General features: G+C 56.6%; 27 protein-coding genes and 1 pseudogene. 9 read left to right on the top strand and 19 right to left on the bottom strand.

Annotated features, from left to right (window positions below; all coding sequences use genetic code 11):
• Positions 1-9 precede the first annotated feature (9 nt).
• On the top strand, positions 10-774 hold the full coding sequence (locus tag NIM72_RS21010) for an ABC transporter ATP-binding protein (protein ID WP_253421883.1): 765 nt from the start codon (positions 10-12) through the stop codon (positions 772-774).
• Positions 775-840: 66 nt separating this feature from the next.
• On the opposite strand, the gene NIM72_RS21005 is transcribed toward NIM72_RS21010, so the two are convergent.
• Positions 841-1479, bottom strand: coding sequence for an RpiB/LacA/LacB family sugar-phosphate isomerase (locus tag NIM72_RS21005; RefSeq protein WP_161732358.1), 639 nt, complete (start codon positions 1477-1479; stop codon positions 841-843).
• Positions 1480-1618: 139 nt separating this feature from the next.
• Here NIM72_RS21005 and NIM72_RS21000 point away from each other — a divergent pair, with 139 nt between their 5' ends.
• The 3 genes from NIM72_RS21000 to NIM72_RS20990 all read left to right on the top strand — a co-directional run bounded on the left by NIM72_RS21000 (position 1619) and on the right by NIM72_RS20990 (position 3254).
• Positions 1619-1948: a cupin domain-containing protein gene (locus tag NIM72_RS21000; protein WP_222924043.1), complete on the top strand. Its 330-nt coding sequence runs from the start codon at positions 1619-1621 to the stop codon at positions 1946-1948.
• A gap of 264 nt (positions 1949-2212) precedes the next feature.
• The gene (locus NIM72_RS20995; RefSeq protein WP_013357838.1) at positions 2213-2452 is read left to right on the top strand and encodes a hypothetical protein; all 240 of its coding nucleotides are present in this window, start codon (positions 2213-2215) and stop codon (positions 2450-2452) included.
• 307 nt (positions 2453-2759) lie between these two features.
• Positions 2760-3254, top strand: coding sequence for an ATP-binding protein (locus NIM72_RS20990; RefSeq protein ID WP_222924044.1), 495 nt, complete (start codon positions 2760-2762; stop codon positions 3252-3254).
• 12 nt (positions 3255-3266) lie between these two features.
• On the opposite strand, the gene NIM72_RS20985 is transcribed toward NIM72_RS20990, so the two are convergent.
• Positions 3267-4160 carry a dihydrodipicolinate synthase family protein gene (locus NIM72_RS20985; RefSeq protein WP_253421879.1) on the bottom strand — a complete coding sequence of 298 codons (894 nt, stop codon included), beginning with the start codon at positions 4158-4160 and terminating at the stop codon, positions 3267-3269.
• Between the two features lie 144 nt (positions 4161-4304).
• On the opposite strand from NIM72_RS20985, the gene NIM72_RS20980 reads away from it, so the two are divergent.
• From NIM72_RS20980 to NIM72_RS20965, 4 genes and pseudogenes are all read left to right on the top strand, one after another.
• Positions 4305-4619 (top strand): antibiotic biosynthesis monooxygenase, encoded by a 315-nt coding sequence (locus NIM72_RS20980; protein WP_161732365.1) that lies wholly within the window; start codon positions 4305-4307, stop codon positions 4617-4619.
• A gap of 1 nt (position 4620) precedes the next feature.
• Positions 4621-4878 (top strand): annotated as a pseudogene (locus NIM72_RS20975) (amino acid-binding protein); the annotation flags it as partial.
• Positions 4879-5199: 321 nt separating this feature from the next.
• The gene (locus NIM72_RS20970; RefSeq protein ID WP_371876301.1) at positions 5200-6504 is read left to right on the top strand and encodes an MFS transporter; all 1305 of its coding nucleotides are present in this window, start codon (positions 5200-5202) and stop codon (positions 6502-6504) included.
• A gap of 10 nt (positions 6505-6514) precedes the next feature.
• Positions 6515-7324, top strand: coding sequence for a substrate-binding domain-containing protein (locus NIM72_RS20965; protein ID WP_253421877.1), 810 nt, complete (start codon positions 6515-6517; stop codon positions 7322-7324).
• On the opposite strand, the gene NIM72_RS20960 is transcribed toward NIM72_RS20965, so the two are convergent.
• From NIM72_RS20960 to NIM72_RS20920, 9 genes are all read right to left on the bottom strand, one after another.
• Positions 7299-8198: a LysR family transcriptional regulator gene (locus NIM72_RS20960; protein ID WP_253421875.1), complete on the bottom strand. Its 900-nt coding sequence runs from the start codon at positions 8196-8198 to the stop codon at positions 7299-7301. The two genes, NIM72_RS20965 and NIM72_RS20960, sit on opposite strands and share 26 nt — an antisense overlap.
• Before the next feature lie 111 nt (positions 8199-8309).
• Positions 8310-8750, bottom strand: coding sequence for a thiol-disulfide oxidoreductase DCC family protein (locus tag NIM72_RS20955; protein ID WP_161732371.1), 441 nt, complete (start codon positions 8748-8750; stop codon positions 8310-8312).
• On the bottom strand, positions 8719-9342 hold the full coding sequence (locus NIM72_RS20950) for an ATP-binding protein (protein WP_161732373.1): 624 nt from the start codon (positions 9340-9342) through the stop codon (positions 8719-8721). Before NIM72_RS20950 ends, NIM72_RS20955 begins: the two co-directional genes overlap by 32 nt.
• Positions 9339-9776: a PTS sugar transporter subunit IIA gene (locus NIM72_RS20945; protein WP_033732648.1), complete on the bottom strand. Its 438-nt coding sequence runs from the start codon at positions 9774-9776 to the stop codon at positions 9339-9341. The genes NIM72_RS20950 and NIM72_RS20945 overlap by 4 nt, the downstream gene beginning before the upstream one ends.
• Positions 9777-9785: 9 nt before the next feature.
• A complete protein-coding gene (locus tag NIM72_RS20940; RefSeq protein ID WP_253421872.1) occupies positions 9786-10055 on the bottom strand; it encodes a hypothetical protein in 270 nt (89 codons plus the stop codon).
• Between the two features lie 94 nt (positions 10056-10149).
• On the bottom strand, positions 10150-10992 hold the full coding sequence (locus tag NIM72_RS20935) for a class II fructose-bisphosphate aldolase (protein ID WP_222924049.1): 843 nt from the start codon (positions 10990-10992) through the stop codon (positions 10150-10152).
• Positions 10979-12346 (bottom strand): PTS sugar transporter subunit IIC, encoded by a 1368-nt coding sequence (locus tag NIM72_RS20930; RefSeq protein ID WP_253421870.1) that lies wholly within the window; start codon positions 12344-12346, stop codon positions 10979-10981. Before NIM72_RS20930 ends, NIM72_RS20935 begins: the two co-directional genes overlap by 14 nt.
• Positions 12339-12653, bottom strand: a complete 315-nt coding sequence (locus tag NIM72_RS20925) for a PTS sugar transporter subunit IIB (protein WP_013357820.1) — start codon at positions 12651-12653, stop codon at positions 12339-12341. Before NIM72_RS20925 ends, NIM72_RS20930 begins: the two co-directional genes overlap by 8 nt.
• A gap of 9 nt (positions 12654-12662) precedes the next feature.
• A complete protein-coding gene (locus tag NIM72_RS20920; protein ID WP_161732383.1) occupies positions 12663-13643 on the bottom strand; it encodes a 6-phosphofructokinase in 981 nt (326 codons plus the stop codon).
• A gap of 577 nt (positions 13644-14220) precedes the next feature.
• Between NIM72_RS20920 and NIM72_RS20915 the strand changes: the two genes are divergently transcribed.
• Positions 14221-15123, top strand: coding sequence for a pyridoxal-phosphate dependent enzyme (locus NIM72_RS20915; RefSeq protein ID WP_161732385.1), 903 nt, complete (start codon positions 14221-14223; stop codon positions 15121-15123).
• Between the two features lie 53 nt (positions 15124-15176).
• Here NIM72_RS20915 and NIM72_RS20910 read toward each other — a convergent pair whose 3' ends face one another.
• The 8 genes from NIM72_RS20910 to NIM72_RS20875 all read right to left on the bottom strand — a co-directional run bounded on the left by NIM72_RS20910 (position 15177) and on the right by NIM72_RS20875 (position 22523).
• Entirely contained in the window at positions 15177-15761 is a 585-nt protein-coding gene (locus NIM72_RS20910) for a YceI family protein (protein ID WP_222924051.1), read from the bottom strand.
• Positions 15762-15877: 116 nt separating this feature from the next.
• Complete coding sequence (gene pqqF / locus NIM72_RS20905; RefSeq protein WP_253421868.1) at positions 15878-18151, bottom strand: pyrroloquinoline quinone biosynthesis protein PqqF; 2274 nt, start codon at positions 18149-18151, stop codon at positions 15878-15880.
• Positions 18151-19317 (bottom strand): pyrroloquinoline quinone biosynthesis protein PqqE, encoded by a 1167-nt coding sequence (pqqE, locus tag NIM72_RS20900; RefSeq protein WP_256497738.1) that lies wholly within the window; start codon positions 19315-19317, stop codon positions 18151-18153. Before pqqE ends, pqqF begins: the two co-directional genes overlap by 1 nt.
• The gene (gene pqqD, locus NIM72_RS20895) at positions 19280-19558 is read right to left on the bottom strand and encodes a pyrroloquinoline quinone biosynthesis peptide chaperone PqqD (RefSeq protein ID WP_161732393.1); all 279 of its coding nucleotides are present in this window, start codon (positions 19556-19558) and stop codon (positions 19280-19282) included. The genes pqqE and pqqD overlap by 38 nt, the downstream gene beginning before the upstream one ends.
• Before the next feature lie 3 nt (positions 19559-19561).
• Positions 19562-20317: a pyrroloquinoline-quinone synthase PqqC gene (gene pqqC, locus NIM72_RS20890; RefSeq protein ID WP_161732395.1), complete on the bottom strand. Its 756-nt coding sequence runs from the start codon at positions 20315-20317 to the stop codon at positions 19562-19564.
• 3 nt (positions 20318-20320) lie between these two features.
• Complete coding sequence (gene pqqB / locus NIM72_RS20885; protein ID WP_253421863.1) at positions 20321-21238, bottom strand: pyrroloquinoline quinone biosynthesis protein PqqB; 918 nt, start codon at positions 21236-21238, stop codon at positions 20321-20323.
• 53 nt (positions 21239-21291) lie between these two features.
• A complete protein-coding gene (pqqA, locus tag NIM72_RS20880; RefSeq protein ID WP_010245082.1) occupies positions 21292-21363 on the bottom strand; it encodes a pyrroloquinoline quinone precursor peptide PqqA in 72 nt (23 codons plus the stop codon).
• 143 nt (positions 21364-21506) lie between these two features.
• Positions 21507-22523 carry a dipeptidase gene (locus NIM72_RS20875; RefSeq protein WP_161732397.1) on the bottom strand — a complete coding sequence of 339 codons (1017 nt, stop codon included), beginning with the start codon at positions 22521-22523 and terminating at the stop codon, positions 21507-21509.
• Positions 22524-22559: the final 36 nt, after the last annotated feature.

Below are 22559 nucleotides of genomic sequence, written 5' to 3'. Positions count from 1 at the left end.
GAGTACGTGATGATTGATGTGAAAAATCTCAGCCTGAGTTTTGGTGATGACGCTCGCCAGCGTCAGGTGCTGTTCGACGTAAATCTGCAGGTGAAACCGGGTGAAATTTTCGGGCTGGTGGGCGAGTCGGGATCGGGCAAAACTACGGTACTGAAGTGCCTGGCGGGACTGTTTACTCACTGGCAGGGTGAGCTGAGCATTGATGATCAGCCGCTGGCGCACCGCATCGACCGGACGCGCTGTCGTCAGGTGCAGATGGTGTTTCAGGATCCTTATGGTTCGCTGCATCCGCGTCACACGCTGGGCGACATCCTTGAAGAGCCGTTGCAGATTCAGGGTATCGGGCAGCGCCAGCAGCGGGTGGTGGCGATACTGGATAAGGTCGGGCTGAATCGCACCTGGCAGACACGCTATCCGCACCAGCTTTCGGGAGGCCAGCGTCAGCGCGTGGCGATTGCCAGGGCGCTGATTTTAGAGCCACGCGTACTGCTGCTGGATGAGCCAACCTCCGCACTGGATGTCTCGGTGCAGGCGGAGATCCTGAATCTGCTCAGCGATCTGCAGCAGCAGGAGAACCTGACCTATCTGATGGTGACACACGATCTGGGCGTGGTGGCGCATCTCTGCCATCGCGTGGCGGTCATGCAACAGGGTAAGGTGCTGGAGACGCTGGATGTGCCGACGCTGGTGGCGGATCGCGCTGCGATGCCCTATACGCGGATGCTGGTCGAGGCGAGTCGCCACAACCCTCCGGCGCTTGCGCAGCAGAGCTGAAGAGCAATGGACGCCGAGAGAAGATAAAAAAAGGCCGGTCAGACCGGCCTCGTGAAATCGGATGGCTTAGTGCGTCAGCTGACGCACAAACGCAACGATCTCCTGATTCTTGCCATGCTCAGACAGGCACTGCTGGAAACGCGGGCCGCTGACCGCGGTACGCACCAGTTCAGGATCGATAGCGCGCAGGGTGTCGAGATAGTTATCTTTAATCACCGCAGCCTTAACCTGATTCAGCAGACCGGCATTGCGTACCTGCGGCTCTTTACGCTCTGGCGGATAGCCATTGCCCTTCTCACCGGTAAACGCTTTTTCAAAGATAAAGCGCAGATTCAGTTCTGCGCCCCAGCCAAACCCTTTGGCAAACGGCAGCGCCAGTGCGTTACCGTTGTTAATCTGGGCAAACAGGTAGGCATCCGCCGGATCGATACAGTAGCCGCAGTTGACGCCCGGATGGATATTAAGTGACATCAGCGCGCCCTGCCCGGTGCCGCAGCCCGCGACCACGAAATCCACGGCCTGGCTGTTGAGCAGTATGCTGGCCTGAATACCGAGGTGAATGTAGGTCAGATGGTGATCCTGCTCATCGCTCATACCGACGTTGAAGACCTGATGGCCCAGCGGCTGTGCGACGCCTTCCAGTTCTTTCAGCACGGTAACGTTTTTAGCGGCCTGGCTGTTTTCCATCATTAACGCGATTTTCATGATCTACCCTTATAAATTAATTGAAACACCGTTTCATTTTAGTGAAAAACCACTAAAGTGCATGAACTAATTCACCCGAGTGCTGTGAGATCCATCACAAAACGGTTACCGCAGCAGGGGCAACCGCAGGAGGATTGCGATGTTTATCTACCATAAAGAGCGACCATTGGAAGATCTGGGCAACGGCGTAACCCGCCGCGTGCTGGCGTACGGCGGCACCATGATGGCGGTAGAAGTGATTTTTGAGAAAGAGGCTGTCGGCCCGCTGCATCACCATCCCCACGAGCAACTGACCTATGTGCTGAGCGGACGTTTTGCCTTCACTATCAATGGTGAAACGCGTGAGGTGGGCGCAGGAGATACGCTCTACAAAGCGCCCAATGTGGTTCATGGCTGTGTCTGTCTTGAAGCAGGTGTGCTGCTGGATACGTTTACACCGCAGCGCGAAGATTTCCTCGCCGCTAAATAATTCACGCGGCCCAATGGGCCGCCTGTTTAACTGCCCAATGCTGTGTCTTTTCCCTGCCCGCCGGATTTAACTTAAAACCGGTACAATTTTTCTGAAATTCCGTTCACTCCTAACTGAATGATTAGCCAGCACTTCCTCTTCAGCCGCGCTGCGCTTAGCCCCGGCTTAAAAATCATTCAGGCAGATTCCTGTACAAAAACCGGATCGCTGTATAAGTTTAATAGCAACATCAGTGCGTTTTTTAACCCGAAACAGGACAATAATATGCCAATGCAAAACACCCTGACCCTGCCGGTGAACCATACTATCCCGGTCAAAAATGAGTTCACATCATCCTTTGCCGCCTCTGAGCAGGACAAACTCAATTTTCTGATTGAGGAATTACTGGAAGCAGGCAAAGAAAAAAGCTGCATGGAACTGCTGCGCCATCTGGCCTCTGCGGACAGTGCCGAAGAAGAAGCGTGCTGTCGCGAACTGTTGACGTTGCTGATGGCACAAAAATGATGCCTGTGGCTGGCTGTTCAGCGCAGCTTCACTACGCTTCGGGACGTTCATTGATATTCCGCACATACGCCTGACCGCATTCCGCCGTTCAGGCGTATTAGTGTCTGTGTAAACATTGCCTGGTGTTCTCAACACCATATTGCCCACAGCTACGGATGCTGATCCGGGTGGTCAATGCGGGTTTACTTACACGCCCCCAGCCTCTCATTGCTTATCCCTCCATGCTTTTGTTAGCCTGAATCGCGCATCGACGAGACGCGTCTTACATCGGCCGCACGGTTTATTACCCGTCTGTTAAAGGAGTGACATGTTCATGACCTCTGCACCTGCCACACTGCATCTGCTGTGTGGCAAAATTGCTTCAGGAAAATCGACGCTGGCGGCTCAGCTGGGCGCGTTGCCCGGTTACGTCGTCCTCAGCGAGGATCAGTGGCTCGCCGCGCTTTACCAGGACGAGATGCATTCAGTGGCCGATTACGTGCGCGTTGCGGCAAAACTCAGGAAGGCGATGACGCCCCATCTGGTGGCGCTGCTTAACGCTGGTGTCCCGGTGGTGCTCGATTTTCCGGCCAACACCCGGGCAAATCGTGACTGGATGCGCTCGGTGATAGAGGCGTCCTCTGCTGATCATCGCCTGCATTATCTGGACGTGCCGGACGCACTGTGTAAATCGCGTCTGCACGCCCGTAATCAGAGCGGCGAACATGCCTTTGCTGCAACGGAGGAGCAGTTCGCGCTGATTACCCGCTATTTTGAACCGCCGCAGGAGGAAGAAGGCTTTCATCTGGTGCGCCACGTTTAACGTCTTCTGCTATCAGGTGAGATCGAGAGCGGCAAGCACGTCAGCAATCTCCCGACAATCGGCAGCAGAAAGCGGCAACAGCGGGCGCGGTACACAGTCGCGTTCAGTCAGCCCCAGCAGCCCTGCTGCGGCACTGATCACCCGGAAACTGCCGCCGTGATGGCGGAACAGTGCCCACAATGGCTGAAGACGATCGGACTGCGCTCTGACGCTCGCATAATCGCCTGCGGCTGCCGCATCGGTCATCGCTTTTGCGACGCGCGGAAACAGCCCGCCGCACACCGAATACCAGCCATCACAGCCTGCAATCAATCCGTTGGCGGCAGCGGCATCACCGCTGACGCCAACCGACACGGAAGCAGGCAGCGTGCCGCGCAGTTGCATGAGGCGATCATTCGCTACTGATTGCTCCGCCGGTACACCCGGAATTTTCACTGAACCCACACCAGGCAGTTCAGCGATACGGCCCAGCAGCGTATCCGAAAACGTAAAATGGGTTGTGCCCGGATTGTCATAGACGCAGATCGGCACCGAGGCGTAACGCGTTACGGTCTCATAGAGCGTGAACACTTCCTCCTCTTTCAATGCCTGATAACCCAGTGGCGGCAGTAATAGCGCGGCGGCACCCGCCTGCTGCGCATCTTCCGCCAGCGCCAGCACCTCGTCGGTGCTTACCGCACCCACGCAGATCATCACCGGAATCGAATCTGCATGTTCCACAGCCAGCGTTGCGATGCGCCTGCGCTGCGTGCGGGTCAGATACGCATAGCTGCCGGTTGATCCCAGCACACCAAGGGAGTCGACTTTTGCCTCCGTCAGCCTGCTCAGCAGCCGCAGAAAGGCCGCTTCATCGGGGTTACCCTCGGCAAAGGGAGTAAGGGGAAAGGCACTGAGTCCGCTGAACATATCATCTGCTCCATCGTAAGAATGCGTTGCCTGGCTGACGTTCGTCCGCACAGCCATATTTCGTTACGGGCCGAAGCCTCGGTTGGCTCCGCCCGCTATTTTTGCGCCATCACCCTCTTTACTCTCGTCTGAAGGAAGATAGCGATGATTGTCGTACTGTTTGAAGCTGAAGCCCGCCCCGAACACCAGATGCGTTATCTGCAACTGGCCGCTGACCTGAGACCGCTGTTAAAGGACAGTGATGGATTTATCTCTATTGAACGCTTTCAGAGCCTGGGTGATGAGAGAAAAATACTCTCGCTCTCCTGGTGGCGCGATGACGCCGCGGTGCAGGCCTGGAAACATAACCTCTGCCACCAGGCCGCACAGCGTGAAGGCCGTGAAACCCTCTTTGCCGGTTATCGCATTCATATCGCCGCGCTGGTCAGAGAATATGCCTCACAACAGGGAGTAAATTAACATGTTCGATATTCATGTGATCCTGCAAAATAGTCCAGGCACCCTTTCCCGTCTCGCCACGCTGCTGGGCCGTAATGGAATCGGCCTGGAAGGCGGCGGCCTCTTCTCGTCTGGTGCGCAGAGCCATGCCCATTTTCTGGTTGCGGAAGGCGAACGGGCGCGTGCCGTGCTGGAAGCGGAGCGGATCACCGTCGAGGCGGTAAATGTCCCGTTGATTCGCAGGCTACCGCAGCAGCGTCCTGGCGAGCCTGGAGCGATATGGCTCGCCTGAGTTCAGAGACCCTTTGCCGCAAGACTCTGCACGGGCGGCTTCACACTGCCCGGAATCCCCTTATCTGCCCGTAACAGGCTTATGAATTCTGTCACATTTTCGCAAACTCACCTCAGAGCCGATAACACGCCGACAAAATCGGCAGTCTCTGTAACTTTATGAATCAAAATGCTTTTAAATAGTAACCCTATGAAATCATGCGGTGCGCACATTAATCATTGTCCTTTTTGCACTTATTTAGCGCCGGGCACTGATCCACTCTTCAGTCACAGGCGCGGCAAAAAGCGTCATACCTTACTGGAGTTACTGATGCAGACAACCTCACCCATGACTCACCGCGCCAGGATTGGCGCCATTTTTCGTGTGACCTCTGGCAATTTCCTCGAACAGTTTGATTTCTTCCTGTTCGGTTTTTATGCCACCTATATCGCCCATACCTTCTTCCCGGCCAGCAGTGAGTTTGCCTCACTGATGATGACGTTTGCCGTGTTTGGTGCAGGGTTCCTGATGCGCCCGATTGGCGCAGTGGTGCTGGGGGCGTACATCGATAAGGTCGGCCGTCGCAAGGGGCTGATCGTCACGCTCTCCATCATGGCGGCAGGCACCTTTATGATCGTGCTGATCCCCTCTTACCAAAGTATTGGCCTGTGGGCACCGCTGCTGGTGCTGATCGGCAGACTGCTGCAGGGTTTCTCCGCGGGAGCAGAGCTGGGCGGCGTGTCGGTTTATCTGGCCGAGATCGCGACGCCGGGCCGCAAAGGCTTCTACACGAGCTGGCAGTCGGGCAGTCAGCAGGTCGCGATTATGGTCGCGGCGGCGATGGGCTTTATCCTCAACGCGGTGCTGGAAGAGAGTGCCATCCGCGAATGGGGCTGGCGCATTCCGTTCCTGTTTGGCTGTCTGATTGTGCCATTTATTTTCGTGCTGCGTCGCAAGCTGGAAGAGACGCAGGAGTTCAGCAATCGTCGCAGTCATCCTGATGTGAAACAGGTGTTCCGCATTCTGCTCAGTAACTGGCAGGTGGTGATTGCCGGGATGCTGATGGTCGCGATGACCACCACGGCGTTTTACCTGATTACGGTTTACGCGCCGACTTTTGGCAAGAAAGTCCTGCTGCTGAGCGCCTCTGACAGCCTGCTGGTAACGCTGCTGGTGGCGGTATCTAACTTCATCTGGCTGCCGATTGGCGGCGCGATCTCTGACCGCTTTGGCCGCAAACCTGTCCTGGTTGCCATGACGCTGCTGGCAATCGCCACCAGCTATCCAGCCCTGAGCATGCTGGCGGCGGCACCGGGCTTTTCCATGATGCTGGGCGTGCTGCTGTGGCTTTCAATGATTTATGGCCTCTACAACGGCGCGATGATCCCGGCACTGACCGAAATCATGCCAGCGGAAGTGCGCGTGGCGGGCTTCTCGCTGGCCTACAGCCTGGCAACGGCGCTGTTTGGTGGCTTTACCCCGGTGATGTCGACCGGCCTGATCGAGCTGACCGGCGACAAAGCTTCGCCAGGTTACTGGATGAGTTTCGCAGCTGTCTGCGCACTGGGCGCAACACTGTATCTCTATCGCCGCACCCGCAGTGCCGTCTCACCTGTCCATAAAACCGTTAGCTGAGGAAATGAAAATGAAACTGAAAACGATGTCGCTGTACGCTGCCCTGCTGTTCAGCGTGGCGGGCAGCGCCACGGCGCAGGCGAAAGAGCTGACGGTAATGATCTCCGGCGGATTTAAAGCGGCATGGGATACGCTCTCGCCACGCTTTGCCGAACGTGAAGGGATCACCATTAACACGGTTGCCGGTCCGTCAATGGGCAAGGCGCCACAGGCCATTCCGGCGCGGCTGGCGCGCGGTGAACCGGCCGATGTGGTGATTATGGTCGGTGATGCGCTAAGCGATCTGCAAAAAAAGGGGGCGACGCTGCCGGGTTCACGGGTTGAGCTGGCGGACTCGCGCATCGGTGCGGTGATCAAACAGGGTGCCACGCCAGTGAAAATCGGCAGCGAAAGCGCACTGCGTACCACCCTGCTGAACGCCTCTTCTATCGCCTACTCTGACAGCGCCAGTGGCAAATATGTGAGCAGTCAGCTCTTCAGCCGACTGGGCATTGAGGATCAGGTGAAAGCGAAGGCGGTTAAGGTTGAGCGCATTCCGGTGGCCTCCGAGGTCGCGGCCGGTAAATACGCCATCGGCTTTCAGCAGGTCAGTGAGCTGCTGCCGGTATCAGGCGTTACTTTTATTGGCGAACTGCCGGACACGCTGCAGTACACCACCCGCTTTGCCGGTGCCGTAGTACGCAGGTCAGCGCAGCCCGACGAGGCGGCGAAGCTGCTGCACTGGCTCGCCTCGCCTGAGGCGCAGCAGGCCGTGCACGCCAGCGGCCTGCACAGCGTAATGGCGTCAAAACCCGCTAACGTCGCTGATACTGTTCAATGATCAGATTCTCCAGTTCGCTGGCGATATGCGACAGCGTCCGGCCATTCTTGCGCAGCAGTCCCACGGTGCGTTTCACCTGCGGATCGGTTAACGGCACCGCCATCAGCAGGGCGTGATCGTAGCCTGGCATCGACATGGCGGGGACGGCAGCAATGCCCAGCCCCGCCTCAACCATCCCCAGCATGGTGGTCACGTGCCGGGTTTCACAGACACAGGGCTTCTCCGGCATGATCGCCTGCAACGCCTGATCCAGCAGGTTGCGATTGCCGGAGGTTTTATCCAGCCCAACCCACTCATACTGATAAAACGCCTGCCAGCTCAGACTCTTTTTGCCGGCTATCGGATGGTCACGCCGACAGGCCGCCACATAAGGATCGTCCATTAGCGGCTGGAAGTGCACATCCGGCTGTGACCGGCTGGAAAAACTGATGCCGAAGTCGGCCTGCCCGCCAATCACCGCGTCATAGACGTTGGCCGCACTGCTGTCGACCAGTTTGACTCGTACGCGGGGATAGCGCGCCTGAAACAGCCGGATGATGTTAGGCATAAAGTAGTAGGCAGCTGACGGCACACAGGCGACGGTGATCAGGCCGGTGCGGGCTAAGCTCACTTCACTGAGATCGGCCATTACCTCCTCAAAATCCGCCAGCAGCTTTTCCGAACGCTGAGCAAACGCATGCCCTTTCAGCGTCAGCGTAACGCGGCGCGTGGTCCGCTCAAACAGTTTGATCCCCAGCGTAGTTTCCAGCTTGTCGATCCGGCGGCTCAGCGCGGACTGTGAGAGGCAGATCGATTCCGCCGCCAGACGAAAATTGCCAAACTCCACCAGCGCGCGAAACGCGTAAAGGTCATTGAGATCGAAATTAACCGGCATAAGTCCTTCTATCCGTGGTCTGTCAGTGCTAGCAATTAACATTGAGGAAACGTAACAATAACATCATTGTTCTCACTGATCTCATTGCCACCTGCTGCTGACGGTAAAACCTTAATGGGACGTCTCCACCTCATGCAGAAATCGACCCGGATAATCGGGTTGGATCGCGTGCTGGCTGCTGTAGCGGCCAAACAGCTTATAGCGGTTTAACGCTATGCGGTCGTAGGCAAAATTACTGATCGCGTCGGGAAAGTGGCGCAGCACCGCCAGCCCGCGCCACGGGGCAGGCAAATGCTGCATCACGCGGAACACCGCCTGCGCCCGCAGCCAGTGTTGATTACCGTCAATGTAGACAATGGTGCTGATGTTATCTTCCGGCATACCGGCCCAGCGCAACAGCGCTTTGCCCTGCTCGCTCTGTACTGAGGCAAAACGGACCTGCCGCGCCAGATGGTGACGCAGCAGAAACTGAACCCAGCCGTTACATAGTTTACAGACGCCGTCATAGAGCACGGCGCTTTCACCGGTTTGCAGATACGGGGGTAACGACATCCTGCAACTCCTCACTCATCTGATGATGAGCTGAAGTGTAGCGGGTTCTGGTCAGTTGCTGGTGCAGCCAGCGGATAACGGCCGCAAGATCCTGAGCGCAGGCATCCACTTCACACACCGGCCCCAACGCCATCGGACTGGCCTGGTGCGCCAGCTGGCGCAGCTCCGGCAGATACTCAGCCCCCGGATGACCTGGCAGCCGCTGCGACAGTCGCGCCTGATAGCGCGCCACCGCCACCTCCGGCTCAATCCTGAGCCACAGTTCGAGCGCCTCATCGACACCCGCCTGTTTCAGTCCCTGCTCCAGCAGCGCGCGCGGCTGAAAACCAAACCAGGCATCAATCAGCCAGATCTGACTGGCGGGTGCCTGGTCGACGATGTTCCAGATCGCCTGATAAGCCGCGCAGCCCAGTTGCCGGTTGCGCTGGCGATCGACTGGGGAAAAAACCTGCATAAACGGCTCTTTCAGGCTGTCGAGTGTCAGCACCGGCCAGCCAAAATGTTGTGACAGCGCGTGCGTCAGGGTACTTTTACCCGATGCCGGAATACCGTTAACCAGCACCACGCGTTTGAGGGGGGTATTTTGCGTCATAGAATGTCGATAACCTCCGCCACGCTGCTGGCCTGACGTAACCGGACCAGCGTCTCCTCATCCTCCAGCAGCGACACAATCGCGCGGATCCCCTCTTCGATATGCGCGTTGCTGTCGCGCGCGCCAAACATAATCACGATATCCGCCTTGTCACTGCCTTCAAACGAGATCGGCTCATTCAGCAGGATCAGACTGAAACAGTCGCGGATCACCCCCGCTTCCGGTCGCGCATGGGGAATGGCGATCCCCTCCTCAAACACATAATAAGCGCCATGGGCCAGCGTATTAGCGATCACGGCATCAGGATAGGTGGCATCGAGATAACCGCCGCTGACCAGCGGTTCGGCAGCCAGCGCGATAACCTGACGCCAGTCCGTGGCGTCAATCCCAATCTGAATAGCGTTTGCCTCTTGCAATAACTGCTTAATCGTCATCAGCTCTCCTTAAATCGACTGGCGAACCACATTGCGTAATTCATCGATTTTGACAAACAGCGCATCAATTTCATTGCGGTAGCGACGGCTTTTCGCAAACAGGCTTAATGCACGATTATATTCCAGCATTAATTGTTTTTGCGTTTCGCCATCACGCGGATTAATCGCCAGCTGCTGCTCCAGTTGCGTTATTTTCTCGCGACTTAATTCCGCCAGATGATCCTGCTGCTGCTCGCTGGGTGGTTCCGCAGCCTGATACTTTTTGAGGAATCCAAACATAGGCTCTCCTGCCCCGCATAATATTGGGGTGGCTAATATAAACAGAGAATAAAAGATCGTTAACGCATTAAGCCGGTGATGGCGGCACGTGTCATTACCGGAATAACTGCATTTTCTCTACCAGTACATTGGTTACTGCATCATTGGCCGGTACCAGGAAATTACGCACGCTGTCATTGACCTTGCCTTTTTCAAAGGTCGATTTGCACTGCGCTACCCACTGCACGTTCATTTCGGTGCCGACATTCACCTTCTCAATCCCGCTGCTGACCGCCAGCCGCATATCTTCATCGCTGACGCCGGTGCCGCCGTGCAGCACCAGTGGCGTATGCGTTGCCGCCGTAATATCCGCCAGTCGCTGATGCTGAATATGCGCTTTACCGGTGTAAAGGCCATGTACGGTGCCGATAGAGATCGCCAGCATATCGACGCCCGTCTCTTCGACGAAACGGCGAGCATCTTCCACGGGCGTGAACGCTATCGCCTCCATCTCTACGCATTTACCATCTTCCGACCCACCAATGGCACCCAACTCAGCCTCGACCGAAACATTGTGTGGCCGCGCCATATCGATGACCCGGCGGGTATTCGCAATATTCTCGTCAATGGGCAGATGGGAGCCGTCATACATGACAGAACTGAATCCGGCATCAATCGCTGTCTGAATCGCGGCTAAATCGGAACAGTGATCCAGATGCAGACAGGTCGGCACATTCATACTCTCTGACAGCGATTTAATCGCATCAACCAGCAGCTTGTGGCCAAGATATTTCGCCGTGCCTGTAGAGATCTGAATCATTAACGGACTGTTGGTTTTCTCTGCCGCTTTAAAATAGGCGGGCAGCATCTCCAGACAGTGAAGATTAAACGAACCGACCGCTTTAAAGTCACGCTGTTTGGCCAGCTGTAACAGATCGGCGAAGTTATAAAGTTTCATGGATTTTTTCCTCCTGAGGTTTGGTCGATTTGCCATTAACAAACCAGGCAAGCGCGGTAACAAAGGCAATAAACAGGGCGACGAACAGCCAGTTATTCTGGAAGGCATGGCCGAGCACCAGGCCGGTACTGATCACGTCGGAGTCACTGAAGGTGACGCCGGTAAAGCCGTAGCTCTCCAGCATCGGCACCAGGATGGCAGGCAGAATGGTGATAAAGAGTCCATGGACGAAGCCGCCGATCATTGCGCCGCGCCGTCCGCCCATGGCATTACCAAATACGCCGGCGGTGCCACCGGCAAAGAAGTTGGTCAGCAGGCCAGGCAGGATCATCGCCAGACCCAACATCGGGAAGACCAGCATGCCGACGATGGAACCAAGTGTGGTGGCAAGGAAGCCAACGATCACCGCGTTCGGGGCGTACGGAAACATCACCGGACAGTCCAGTGCCGGTTTCGCATCCGGCACGACGCGCATCGCGATACCCCGGAAGGCAGGCACCAGCTCGTTCAGCAGCAGACGGACACCGCTGTAGAGCACGAAGACCCCGGCCACGAACTGAATCGACTGCATAAAGGCGTACATCAGGTAGTTCATGCCGTTGCTGTACTGGGCAATGAAGGCCGGACCGGCTGCCACGGCGGGAATCAGGTACATCGGCACCATCACCAGCGCCATCGACAGATAGGTATCCTGCAGAAACTTAAAGTTATCGGGCAGCTTCAGGTCTTCGGTGGAGCGCGATCCTTTGCCAACCACTTTGGCGACCGCCGCCGTGACCAGATAACCGATGGTGCAGAAATGACCCAAGGCGACATCGTCAGAGTCGGTGATGCGCCGCACCACCGGCTGCGCCAGCGCGGGCATCACGACCGCCATGATTCCGCCAAAGATACCGCCGGTCAGGATCAGCGGTAGCCCGGTCAGCCCCGCTTTATAACCGATCACCGCGCCAATGGTCGCCATCCACAGCAACGCCTGGCCGGTCAGGAAGATGTACTTAAAGGGCGTCAGTCGCGCGATGATGATATTGACGATAAAGATCACCAGCAGCGTCAGCGCGACTTCAGACCCCAGCTCACGGTTAGCCAGCCCGGCAATGGCGGCCACATCGGTGATATAGCCGCGCATGCCAAAGCCATGGGTAAAAATAGTATTGAGGAACGTCAGGGTGCCTACAATAATATTGATACCCGCCATCATAATTAAAAAGCCGAGCAGGGTTTTAAAGGTGCCTTCCACCACCTTGCCTGCCGATTTTTTTTGCAGCAGCAGACCAATCAGGGCAATAAAGGCGATCAGAATCGACGCCTGCCCCAGCAGATCTTTTACCAGAAAGTCGATCACACTATTCATGGGCGGCGACCTTCTGATTGCGTTCTTTTAAAAAGGCCAGGATCTTCTGCTCAATTTCCGCTTTATCGGTGAGCCGGTTAAGAATTATGACCCGTTTAATCTGCTCCGGACTGGCGTCGGCGTTTAAAACATCGGCAAACGCTTTTTGCGTCAGGATCATATCTGACTTAAAGGCATTCGCTTCTGAAATGGTGGTGTGATCGATATCGGCCTCAATCTCCAGTTTTTTTAATACCGCTTTTGCGCTCATCTCAATCGCAAAACTGGAACCTAATCCACAACCACAGACACATAATATTTTCAGCATGGTTTTTCCTCACACTATATTGAGTTGTTTAGCGAGTTTGTAATGGTGCCCGTCAATATCGACCAGGCGTTTTTGCATGCTTATTAAATCAATCGGGATTGGTTTATTGCTGCCATTAATAATGACCGCTTTATTCCGCATGCCTGACTGAATACAACGCACCACTTCACTGGCTATAATGGTGCCCTGAAAGATCTCTTCGCAGGTGGGATCACCATTGCGCAGCCCGTAACCCATAATGGTTTTACGGATGCGCACGCCAATGAGAGGTTCAAGCTGTTTGATTAAGGTGTCGATCGCCCCCTGAAAACCGGGCGAATATTCACGGGTGTAGCCTTCCGAACAGAGGATGACTACGCTATTCTGCGCTGCCAGCCGCCCGGTGATGCGCTGCGCCAGTTGTGGCAGCGGGATCTGGCACTCCGGAATTAACGCAATATCTGCGTTAGATTTAATCGCGGATTGCAGCGTTAATTCGCCGCAATAGCCACCGAGCAACTCCAGCATAAAAACCCGGCCCGGTAAGGCGCGGCCGGTATTGCGCAGTTTCGCCACCTCTTTAAATACCTGCTCGCAGGCGGTGGAGAATCCCAGCGTGTAATCACTGCCGAAAACATCATTATCGATGGTCATGCCGACGCCAAAACAATTCACGCCATACGCCGACAGGGTATGGAGAAATTGCAGCGACCCGTCTCCACCCGCCATAATTAATATGTCAATCCGGGCACTTTTCAGCTGGCGTGCAATTAACTCATATTCGCTGCGCACCAGTTTCTTTTCAGTGCGTCCCGATTGCATAACCGGAATAGAGGCGATGGAAAAGTCGAGCAGATCGCGCTGGCTGATCTCACGATGATGATTTTGCAGCAGGCCGGGAATACCGCCATCAAATATCACCATCTCCGCCTGTGCCATACGCCCAATCTGGAAGACAAAATTATTAATGCCGGTCACGTCACCGCCACTGATCACCATTCCAATTCGCATCACCCTCACCTCGCTGGCTTACTCTGCTGAAGGTTATTCTTCCGGTTAGCGGGGTTGCTATTTGCAGAGGAGATCACAGTTACGCGCGGTTTTTCTCAGACAGGAATATTGACAGGGCAATTCACACTCCTTTATTTGTGATTTAACTCACACTATTCCAACTTATTGCGCTTAAGACGAATCGATATAAATCATTGGGTTAGCGGATGACGGGGGTGAGCTGGCCAGAAAGCAGGAGGAGGTAAAATCGGTCATTCACGTGGCGTTGCAGATTTGTGACTTTCACCTCATTTTTCCCGGTTTCACAGAACAGAAACCGCAATTAAGATGCAAAAAGAAAATCTGCAAGCCGATTCAGCATCGCTGTTGCGAACAAGTCGTATTCTTCGGTATAACCTTTCTATGTAGACAGAACAGGTAGCCTGACGATAATGATTTTTAAGGAAAAACCTCCACGCTTTTTCTGAGGGGTGACTTTCTCTTCTGCGTCCGACGCTGCTATTCCGCACGGCAAAACCGACGTTCACCGTGACGACAAACCGGTTCTCTGTGACCCCATTTAACCAGGATCAGACGCATGGAAATAGCTATCCGTACCCCTCTCATTCACTCCCTGCCACTGAGTCAGCTCAGCGGCAGCAACGTCTGGCTGAAAATGGAATCGGCGCAGCCGACCGGATCCTTTAAGCTCAGAAGCGCAGGCCATATCTGTCAGTACTACGCTGCACAGGGCGCTAAGGCGTTTGTCAGCTCCTCCGGCGGCAATGCGGGTATTGCTGTGGCGCACAGCGGCCGCAGGCTGGGGCTCCCGGTCACGGTGGTGGTACCTGAAACGACCCCGGCGCGCGCCAGACAGCTTATCGAACAGGAAGGTGCCAGGCTGATCGTACACGGCAGCGTCTGGAGTGAGGCCAACGCGTACGCGTTATCGCTGGCGTCGCAGGAACATATCTACATCCATCCGTTTGACAATCCGCTACTGTGGGACGGTATCAGTACGCTGGTCGATGAAGTGATTGATGAAGGGTTACGTCCCGATGCGGTAATCCTCTCCGTGGGCGGAGGCAGTCTGCTCTCCGGCATTGCCCAGGGTCTGGAAAAGCATCAGCTCAGCCATATCCCGATTTATGCGGTTGAAACTGAGGGAACCGCGTCGCTTAACGCTGCGCTGGAAGCCGGGGAGCGGGTCACGCTGGACCGGGTCAGCGGTATCGCCACTACGCTGGCAGCCAGTCAGGTGTGTGAAAATGCGTTTAACGTGGCACGCCGGGCAGATGTCAGGGGAAAGGTTGTGAGCGATGATGAAGCTGTGAATGCCTGTCGCCGCTTCCTGGACGATCATCGTGTTCTGACAGAGCCAGCCTGTGGCGTCTCATTATCGATGCTGTATGACGGGAAAATCGGCTTTAAATCGGATGATAACGTGCTGGTTATCGTCTGTGGCGGGGCGTCTGTCACGCTGGAGAGTCTGCAGAGCTGACGAATTAAAGGGAAAAACGATGGCGCAGCCAGAGGGGCTACGCCATCCGTTGATTACTTCGCGTAAGCTTCGGTAGACAGCGTCAGCGTAACGTCGTCGCTTACCGCAGGGACATATTTGTCCAGCTTGAAGTCAGAACGCTTGATGGTGCCGGTGGCGTCAAAACCAATCGCCTGCTTCTTGACCATCGGATGCTCGCCCTGCTTGTTCAGCGTCGCGTGCAGCGTAACCGGTTTGGTGATCCCTTTCAGGGTCAGGTTACCTTCAACGTCAAATTTATTGTCGCCCTTCGCCACCACTTTGGTGCTGTGGAAGGTCGCTGTCGGGTATTTGGCGGTGTCGAAGTATTCGGTACCTTTGAACTCTTTGGTCAGCGCCGCGACGTGGCTGTCGATTTTGCTGACTGGCAGGGTCACGTCAACGCGTGAGGCCTCCGGATGATCTTTATCGAACACCAGAGTACCGGTTGCGTCCGGGATATCCGCGGTAGGATTTGAGAAGCCAAAGTGGTTCCAGGCAACAATTACCGACGTATGCTCAGGGTTCAGCTGGTAGTGCATCGCCTCAGCCTGAGATAACGGAGCGTAGAGGGTAGCAGCGGCTAACAGGGGCAGTGCAATACGTTTGAAGTTCTTCACGGTCAATTCCTTATGCGGACAAAAGTGAATTGAGTGTGGTCCAGTTTTCCCGGAATAGACAGTGAAGAGATTTGTCGGTAATTTTCAAATAAATTCAGCAACCTTAAAACCGGTCACTACGTATTCCCGCCGGTAAACAGCACCCGCCAGCGGCGGCGATCCTGAATCAGCGTGCGGTGCAATTGCAGTAAATCTGCAAGGGTCAGCGCCGCAATCTGCGTCGCGTCCGGTTCTGCCAGGCCATTTTCACGGCGTAGCAGGGCCAGTGGCTGCTCAACCTGCTGGCTCAGCAGTCGCGCTTTCAGGGCCACAAGATCACATTCCGCCAGCGTCTCGTTCAGTGACCGCAGGAAGTTACGGCAGTAGCGCAGTAGTGACAGCGCACTGTAATCGGGCGACTGTAGCGCAAATAACACCCCCTCTTCATCAGCGCAGCGCATGTAGCGGCTGCTGACCACGTAACCTATTGGCTGCTCAACGCGGTAGCGCTGGAAAAAGCGTGGCTCGTAGATGAGCGCCAGTGCGCGCAATGCAGCCAGCTGTTCAGGACGCTGTAGCGGAATAAACAGCAGCAGCGCGTTGTCTGCACTGGCGTGCGGAAGGCGCGTCATGCCGGTCTGCGTGGTCATACGCTTGGGCGGCGTGTCCGGGTTAACCGGCAGCGACAGCGCGCTCAGCCGTCGGGCAATGCGTGAATGCAGCGCGGCGTTGCCGCCCTTCAGCGCCGCCCGCCAGCACCCTGGCGTAGCATTGGCTGCCAGCTGATAAGGCAACTGTCGCAGCAACGCACGGATAGCGATGCTTTCGACAGGCGATGGCAGATTTGCCTCAACCGGCAATGTCAGGGCAGAGACAATCTGGCTCAGCGTCTGGTCAGTTACCGCCTCATCCTTTGTCAGGCGGAGCGTCAGTTGCCACACGCCCTCTGTTTCCTGCCAGCTGCCGTGCCCCCCCTGATGACGCAGCGCCGCAAATAGCGGACGCAACCGCCGGCCCAGCGTTTCTCCCGCCTCCGCAGTAAAGGTTGACCAGAACTCCGGTCGCAGGATAAGCGTTGCCTGCGGGTCATCTGACTGATGATGCGGCAATGCCACCACCTGCGCGGGCAGCGGCGCAGGCGTCGCAGTGATGTCGAGCGGATAGAAGGTGAAACGGGCAGCGGGCAGCGTCTCATCCGGGGCTGGCTCACAGGCCGTCAGCGCCAGAGTGAAGCCCTGCGTGACGATGTGTTCCCTTGCCGGTTGTGACGTACAGCACAGCACGGTGCCAGACGCATGGGTGAGTTTCTTCAGCAACGGCTGCAGCGCAGGCAGCCTTTCATCAGGTGCGAAGCCGATAGCGCGCTGACGCAATTGCTCCAGTGGTGACAACGTCACAAAGTAGTGATGTGCAAGCTGATGATAGTGCTGATGTTGCTGATTATTCGTCTGGCGCAGCGCATCGATGTAACCATTAACCAGATGATTTACCCTCGCAGGCTCGCTGGTTTCGATACCCAGCGCCAGCCAGCACGCATCTTCAGCCTGATAAATCCATTTCAGCTCCAGCGCCTCCGCCAGTCCCTGCTCACGCAGAGTAGCCAGCAGCGAGCCGGGCGCTTCATCCAACAGAAATTCACGCCATAACGTGACACCGTCACTGTTATCCAGCAGCCAGGTGCGCCATAACGCTGCCTGGGCAGTCTCTGCCAGCTGCCAGCAGATATCGCTGTTGAGCTGCGGCGGTGCCAGATCCTGCTGCCACTGACCGGCAGGCAGCGCGGCGGCAAACTGACGCGCCAGTTCTTCCAGCGCATCCAGCGACTGCGGTCCCTGCAGCCAGAGCCGCATATTGCTGGCAACGTAGTAGCGCTGGTGAAACTGGCGCAATGCCCGTTGCAGCGCCGACAGCTCATTGCCAAAGCTCGCCCGGCTGCCGATATGAAAGCGCTGAAATTCAGCGGGGGTTGCTGCGGCGTGCAGCAATGCCGCTTCGATGCGGGATGGCTCATGACGCTGTAACAGCCGATATTCCGCGTCGATGACCGCCACTTCCTGCGCAATCGCCTGATTATCAAGCAGCGGAGAGACCAGCATATCCTGCAGTCTTATCAGACCGTCTGCCAGCAGTGACGGCGTGGCCTCAAAGAAGTACGCGCTGCGCCGGGCCAGCGTGGTGGCATTAACCCTGCCGCCCTGCGTCTGGATCCAGCTCATCAGCCGGCCCTCGTCGGGCCAGCCGGTGCTGCCGGTGAACAGCAGATGCTCCAGCAGATGCGCCAGTCCGGGCCAGCGATCCGGCTCGTCGTGACTCCCTGCCCCTATCTGAATCAGGGCGGCGGCCTGGCTGGCATCAGCCTGATGCACCAGTTCAACCATCAGACCGTTTATCACCAGGCCGCGCGGGGTCATCAGAGGTTCCGGGTTTTGTAGATCAGTTGCGAGTTGCTGCGGTTGCGGAACTGCAGCTGACCAATTTTAATGTCGCTGCAATCCGCCTCACGCCGGGCCTCAAGGATTTTGCCGTGATGCGGTGATTTGCTGCAGACCGGATCGGTGTTGTCAACATTACCGGTCAGCATAAACGCCTGACAGCGACAGCCACCAAAATCTTTCTCTTTCTCATCACAGGAGCGGCACGGCTCCGGCATCCAGTCAAAACCACGATAGCGGTTGAAGCCGAACGAGTTGTACCAGATATCGTCCAGGCGCTGTGTCAGTACCGACGGAAATTCTACCGGCAGCTGGCGCGCACTGTGGCACGGCAGCGCGGTGCCCTCTGGTGTGACGCTGAGGAAAATGGCCCCCCAGCCACCCATGCAGGGTTTAGGTCGCTCTTCGTAGTAATCCGGCGTGACAAACAGCAGATTGGTCAGATTGCCGGTGGTGCTCATCCGCTCGCGGTAGCGGCTGACCACCGCTTCCGCCTGAGCGATCTGCTCACGCGTCGGCAGCAGGCCTTCGCGGTTGAGCTGCGCCCAGCCGTAGAACTGACAGGTTGCCAGCTCAACGTCATCCGCTTCCAGCTCAATGCAGAGGTCAATGATCCTGTCGATCTGGTCGATATTATGGCGATGCAGCACAAAGTTCAGCACCATCGGATAGCCGTGCGCTTTTACCGCTTTCGCCATCTCCAGCTTCTGCTGAAACGCTTTCTTCGACCCGGCCAGCGCCGCATTCAGGGTTTCGTCACTCGCCTGGAAGCTGATCTGGATATGATCCAGACCGGCCTCGCTGAACGCATCCAGCTTCTTCTCTGTCAGGCCAATGCCCGACGTGATCAGATTGGTGTAGAAGCCGAGATCGCGCGCCGCTTTAATGAGCTCTGGCAGATCTTTACGCACCAGCGGTTCGCCGCCGGAGAATCCGAGCTGGACGCTGCCCATGGCGCGCGCCTGACGAAAGACCTCAATCCACTGTTCCGTGGTCAGCTCCTTCTCCTGCTGTGCGAAATCCAGCGGGTTGGAGCAGTAGGGACACTGCAGCGGACACCGATAGGTCAGCTCTGCCAGCAGCCAGAGCGGCGGATTCACGCCAGGTTTATGCGGGGTCACGGAACTGTATCCACTTCTGTTCATGGGCTGACTGCAGGAACTCTAAAACGTCCGGCCCCACACCGCCCGCCTCAGGGAACCGGCTATCCAGCGTTGCGATAATTGCGGCGATATCCTGTTTGCCATCCACCAGCTCAAGAATGGCGGCGGCGGTTTCGTTCAGCTTCGCCATGCCTTCGGGATAGAGCACCACATGGGTATCCTGGGCAGCTTCCCACTGCATGCGGTAGCCGCGACGAAACGCGGCAATCGAGTTTTCATTCATCTGTTATACCAGTCGGGTGGTGTGCCACGCCGCCTTGTCGGTGACGGTGTGATAAGGCGGACGTTTCAGCTCATAAGCCATGGTCATGGCGTCAAGCATGCTCCATAAAATATCGAGCTTAAACTGCAAAATTTCCAGCATCCGGTTCTGCGTTTCGGCGGTGGTGAAGTACTCCAGCGCCAGTGCCAGGCCATGCTCCACATCGCGGTTCGCCTGACCCAGGCGGCTGCGGAAGTAGAAGTAGCCCTCTTCTTTGATCCACGGATAGTGCTGCGGCCAGCTGTCGAGTCGTGACTGGTGGATCTGCGGGGCGAACAGCTCGGTAAGTGAACTGCAGGCCGCCTCCTGCCAGTTAGCGCGGCGGGCGAAGTTAATATAGGCATCGACCGCAAAGCGTACGCCCGGCAGCACATGTTGCTCAGACAATAATTCTTCGCGCGTCAACCCGACCGCCTCGCCCAGCCGCAGCCAGGCCTCAATGCCGCCCTCTTCGCCGTTACTGCCGTCGTGGTCAAGGATGCGCTGCACCCATTTACGGCGGGTAGCCGGATCGGGGCAATTCGCCATGATCGCCGCATCTTTCAGCGGAATAGTGGTCTGGTAATAGAAGCGGTTCGCCACCCAGCCCTGAATCTGCTCGCGCGTGGCCTGACCGTTATGCATCGCGATGTGATACGGGTGATGAATATGGTAGAAAGCGCCTTTGTCGCGCAGGGCCTGTTCAAAAGCCTGCGGCGACAGCGTGTCAGTAATCTGCATGATTTAGCCCTGAAGGTGGATCGCCATTCCGTCCCAGCTCACCTCTATTCCCTGCTCCGTCAGAAACTGACGCTGGGGTGACTGCTCATTAAGGATCGGATTAGTGTTGTTAATGTGGATCAGAATTTTACGTTTTGCCGGCAGCGACGCCAGCAGCGCCATCAGCCCTTGTTCTTCCGCCAGCGCCAGATGCCCCATCGCCTTGCCGGTGTTGTGACCCACCCCGGTGGTCAGCAGTTCATCATCCTGCCAGACGGTGCCGTCAATCAGCAGGCAATCCGCTTTTTGCAGCCACGGCAGGATCACCGCATCCGGTTCGCCCAGACCTGGCGCGTAGAGCAGCGTCTGCCCATTCTCCCGGTTTTCAATAAACAGCGCCACGTTATGACCGGGCAGCGGCCGGTCGCGATACGGCGAGTAAGGCGGTGCATTACTGATAATAGGAATCGCGGTGAACTGCAAATCGGTGCAGACATCGACGCTGAACGGGGTCAGTGGCGCAATCGGCCGGTGCTGTAAACCGCCGTTCCAGTGGGTCAGCATCGGAAAGATCGGGAAGCCGGTGCTGAGGTCGGCATGCACTTCCGGCGTACACCAGACCTGATGCGGGCAGCCCTCACGCAGGCTCAGCAGCCCGGTGGTGTGATCGATCTGGCTGTCGGTCAGGATAATTCCCCCGATCGCCGTGCCGCGCAGTACGCCCTTGCGGGTCAGTTCTGGCGTGTGCAGGATCTGCTGGCCGATGTCAGGTGACGCGTTACATAACACCCAGTCTTCGCCGTTATCACTGAGGATAATCGACGATTGTGTGCGTGCCTGAGCCTGAATGGTGCCATTACGCACGCCGTGGCAGTTGGCGCAGTTACAGTTCCACTGCGGAAACCCGCCACCCGCGGCTGAGCCGAGGATTTTGATAAACATAGAGGACAACCAGAAGTTGAAAAAAATGCCCGCTCAGAGGGCGGGCAGAACGATTAACGGTTGGAGATGTAAAGAGTCACTTCCAGACCGAGACGCATATCAACGAAAGTTGGTTTTTTCCACATGAGTTACTTCCTCTTGGTTAACAGTAAATGTGCTGTCTGAAATCGGCGTGACGGCTGTTAAATGAGAACACCGTCACAATTTCCAGGCAGATGTTGCGCCAATGGCGCGTCGGGATCAAGCCCGGAACATAAGGAAATTGTTATCACAGCCCGGTCAGATGTAAAACCCGCTGCCAGTTTCCCCATGCCAGCTTCTCTGTCAGTCTCTGATCATAGCCCGCTTCCTGAAAAGCGGCGAGCAATCGCGGCATTCCGCTGACATCGCCCAGCGCGGCCGGAGGGGTAATCCCGTCGAAATCAGAGCCAAAGGCCACATGGTCGCTGCCCATTATCTTCAACAGGTGATCACAATGCTTAACAATTTCTGTTAATGGCGTTTCAGCGTCGCGTTTTCCATCGGCGCGCAGAAACGCATTGCCAAAGTTAATGCCAACCAGACCGCCGCTGTCGCGGATCGCTACCAGTTGATCGTCGGTCAGATTGCGCGGCTGTGGGCAGAGGGCGTGCGCGTTGGAGTGGCTGGCGACCAGGGGCGCACGGGAAAGCCGGGCGGTGTCCCAGAACGCATTGGTATTCATGTGCGACACGTCGATCATCATCTTCAGGCTACTCGCTTGCTGAATCAGCTTTTCACCGACGGCGGTCAGCCCCGGCCCGGTATCGGGCGTGCCGGGAAACGAGCCACTGACGCCTTCACCAAAGCGGCTGCGCAGATTCCAGAATGGCCCGATACTGCGCACACCCGCCTGCCAGAAGGCGTGCAGCTGCTCGCCCTCTTCGTCCAGCGCATCAGCACCTTCAATGTGCGCCACCATCGCCAGCACGCCTTCCGCGCGGCAGGCGGCAATCTCGTCACTGCTGAGACAGAGTCGCGCCCGTCCGCCTGGTGCCTCGGCCAGCTGCCTCAGGATATCGAGCTGCTGCCACATGATTTGCAGCGGTTCATACGGCTCATCGGCGCGGGCCGGAACAGTGCTGGCAATGTACGCCTGCGGCGGCACAAAAATCGCAAACAGCCCGCCGCCCATCTCGCCCTGCTGAATGCGCGGATAGTCGAGGTGGCCCCGTTCAATGCCCTGATAAAACGCCTGCACGGGTGCATCGCGATGATGCAGCCAGAGGTTAAGCAAGAGATCATTGTGGCCGTCAAAAATCAGCATAAGTGTTCACCCGGATAAACAGGTGACCATGCTAAC

The sequence above is a fragment of the Pantoea sp. B550 genome (assembly GCF_024158165.1).
Lineage (GTDB): Bacteria > Pseudomonadota > Gammaproteobacteria > Enterobacterales > Enterobacteriaceae > Pantoea > Pantoea alfalfae.
This window is presented reverse-complemented; position numbering and strand designations above follow the sequence as displayed.

What these genes read in the sequence shown, in the direction of transcription:
- NIM72_RS20990 (WP_222924044.1), top strand. Translation starts at nt 2,760, where the DNA reads ATGTTCATGACCTCTGCACCTGCCACACTGCATCTGCTGTGTGGCAAA.
- pqqE (WP_256497738.1), bottom strand. Translation starts at nt 19,317, where the DNA reads ATGAACAGAAGTGGATACAGTTCCGTGACCCCGCATAAACCTGGCGTG.
- NIM72_RS21010 (WP_253421883.1), top strand. Translation starts at nt 10, where the DNA reads ATGATTGATGTGAAAAATCTCAGCCTGAGTTTTGGTGATGACGCTCGC.
- NIM72_RS20950 (WP_161732373.1), bottom strand. Translation starts at nt 9,342, where the DNA reads ATGACGCAAAATACCCCCCTCAAACGCGTGGTGCTGGTTAACGGTATT.
- NIM72_RS20940 (WP_253421872.1), bottom strand. Translation starts at nt 10,055, where the DNA reads ATGTTTGGATTCCTCAAAAAGTATCAGGCTGCGGAACCACCCAGCGAG.
- NIM72_RS21000 (WP_222924043.1), top strand. Translation starts at nt 1,619, where the DNA reads ATGTTTATCTACCATAAAGAGCGACCATTGGAAGATCTGGGCAACGGC.
- NIM72_RS20935 (WP_222924049.1), bottom strand. Translation starts at nt 10,992, where the DNA reads ATGAAACTTTATAACTTCGCCGATCTGTTACAGCTGGCCAAACAGCGT.
- NIM72_RS20980 (WP_161732365.1), top strand. Translation starts at nt 4,305, where the DNA reads ATGATTGTCGTACTGTTTGAAGCTGAAGCCCGCCCCGAACACCAGATG.
- pqqB (WP_253421863.1), bottom strand. Translation starts at nt 21,238, where the DNA reads ATGTTTATCAAAATCCTCGGCTCAGCCGCGGGTGGCGGGTTTCCGCAG.
- NIM72_RS20995 (WP_013357838.1), top strand. Translation starts at nt 2,213, where the DNA reads ATGCCAATGCAAAACACCCTGACCCTGCCGGTGAACCATACTATCCCG.
- NIM72_RS20930 (WP_253421870.1), bottom strand. Translation starts at nt 12,346, where the DNA reads ATGAATAGTGTGATCGACTTTCTGGTAAAAGATCTGCTGGGGCAGGCG.
- NIM72_RS20920 (WP_161732383.1), bottom strand. Translation starts at nt 13,643, where the DNA reads ATGCGAATTGGAATGGTGATCAGTGGCGGTGACGTGACCGGCATTAAT.
- NIM72_RS20915 (WP_161732385.1), top strand. Translation starts at nt 14,221, where the DNA reads ATGGAAATAGCTATCCGTACCCCTCTCATTCACTCCCTGCCACTGAGT.
- NIM72_RS20960 (WP_253421875.1), bottom strand. Translation starts at nt 8,198, where the DNA reads ATGCCGGTTAATTTCGATCTCAATGACCTTTACGCGTTTCGCGCGCTG.
- NIM72_RS20945 (WP_033732648.1), bottom strand. Translation starts at nt 9,776, where the DNA reads ATGACGATTAAGCAGTTATTGCAAGAGGCAAACGCTATTCAGATTGGG.
- pqqF (WP_253421868.1), bottom strand. Translation starts at nt 18,151, where the DNA reads ATGACCCCGCGCGGCCTGGTGATAAACGGTCTGATGGTTGAACTGGTG.
- NIM72_RS20985 (WP_253421879.1), bottom strand. Translation starts at nt 4,160, where the DNA reads ATGTTCAGCGGACTCAGTGCCTTTCCCCTTACTCCCTTTGCCGAGGGT.
- NIM72_RS20875 (WP_161732397.1), bottom strand. Translation starts at nt 22,523, where the DNA reads ATGCTGATTTTTGACGGCCACAATGATCTCTTGCTTAACCTCTGGCTG.
- pqqD (WP_161732393.1), bottom strand. Translation starts at nt 19,558, where the DNA reads ATGAATGAAAACTCGATTGCCGCGTTTCGTCGCGGCTACCGCATGCAG.
- NIM72_RS20955 (WP_161732371.1), bottom strand. Translation starts at nt 8,750, where the DNA reads ATGTCGTTACCCCCGTATCTGCAAACCGGTGAAAGCGCCGTGCTCTAT.
- pqqC (WP_161732395.1), bottom strand. Translation starts at nt 20,317, where the DNA reads ATGCAGATTACTGACACGCTGTCGCCGCAGGCTTTTGAACAGGCCCTG.
- NIM72_RS20965 (WP_253421877.1), top strand. Translation starts at nt 6,515, where the DNA reads ATGAAACTGAAAACGATGTCGCTGTACGCTGCCCTGCTGTTCAGCGTG.
- NIM72_RS20925 (WP_013357820.1), bottom strand. Translation starts at nt 12,653, where the DNA reads ATGCTGAAAATATTATGTGTCTGTGGTTGTGGATTAGGTTCCAGTTTT.
- NIM72_RS20970 (WP_371876301.1), top strand. Translation starts at nt 5,200, where the DNA reads ATGCAGACAACCTCACCCATGACTCACCGCGCCAGGATTGGCGCCATT.
- NIM72_RS21005 (WP_161732358.1), bottom strand. Translation starts at nt 1,479, where the DNA reads ATGAAAATCGCGTTAATGATGGAAAACAGCCAGGCCGCTAAAAACGTT.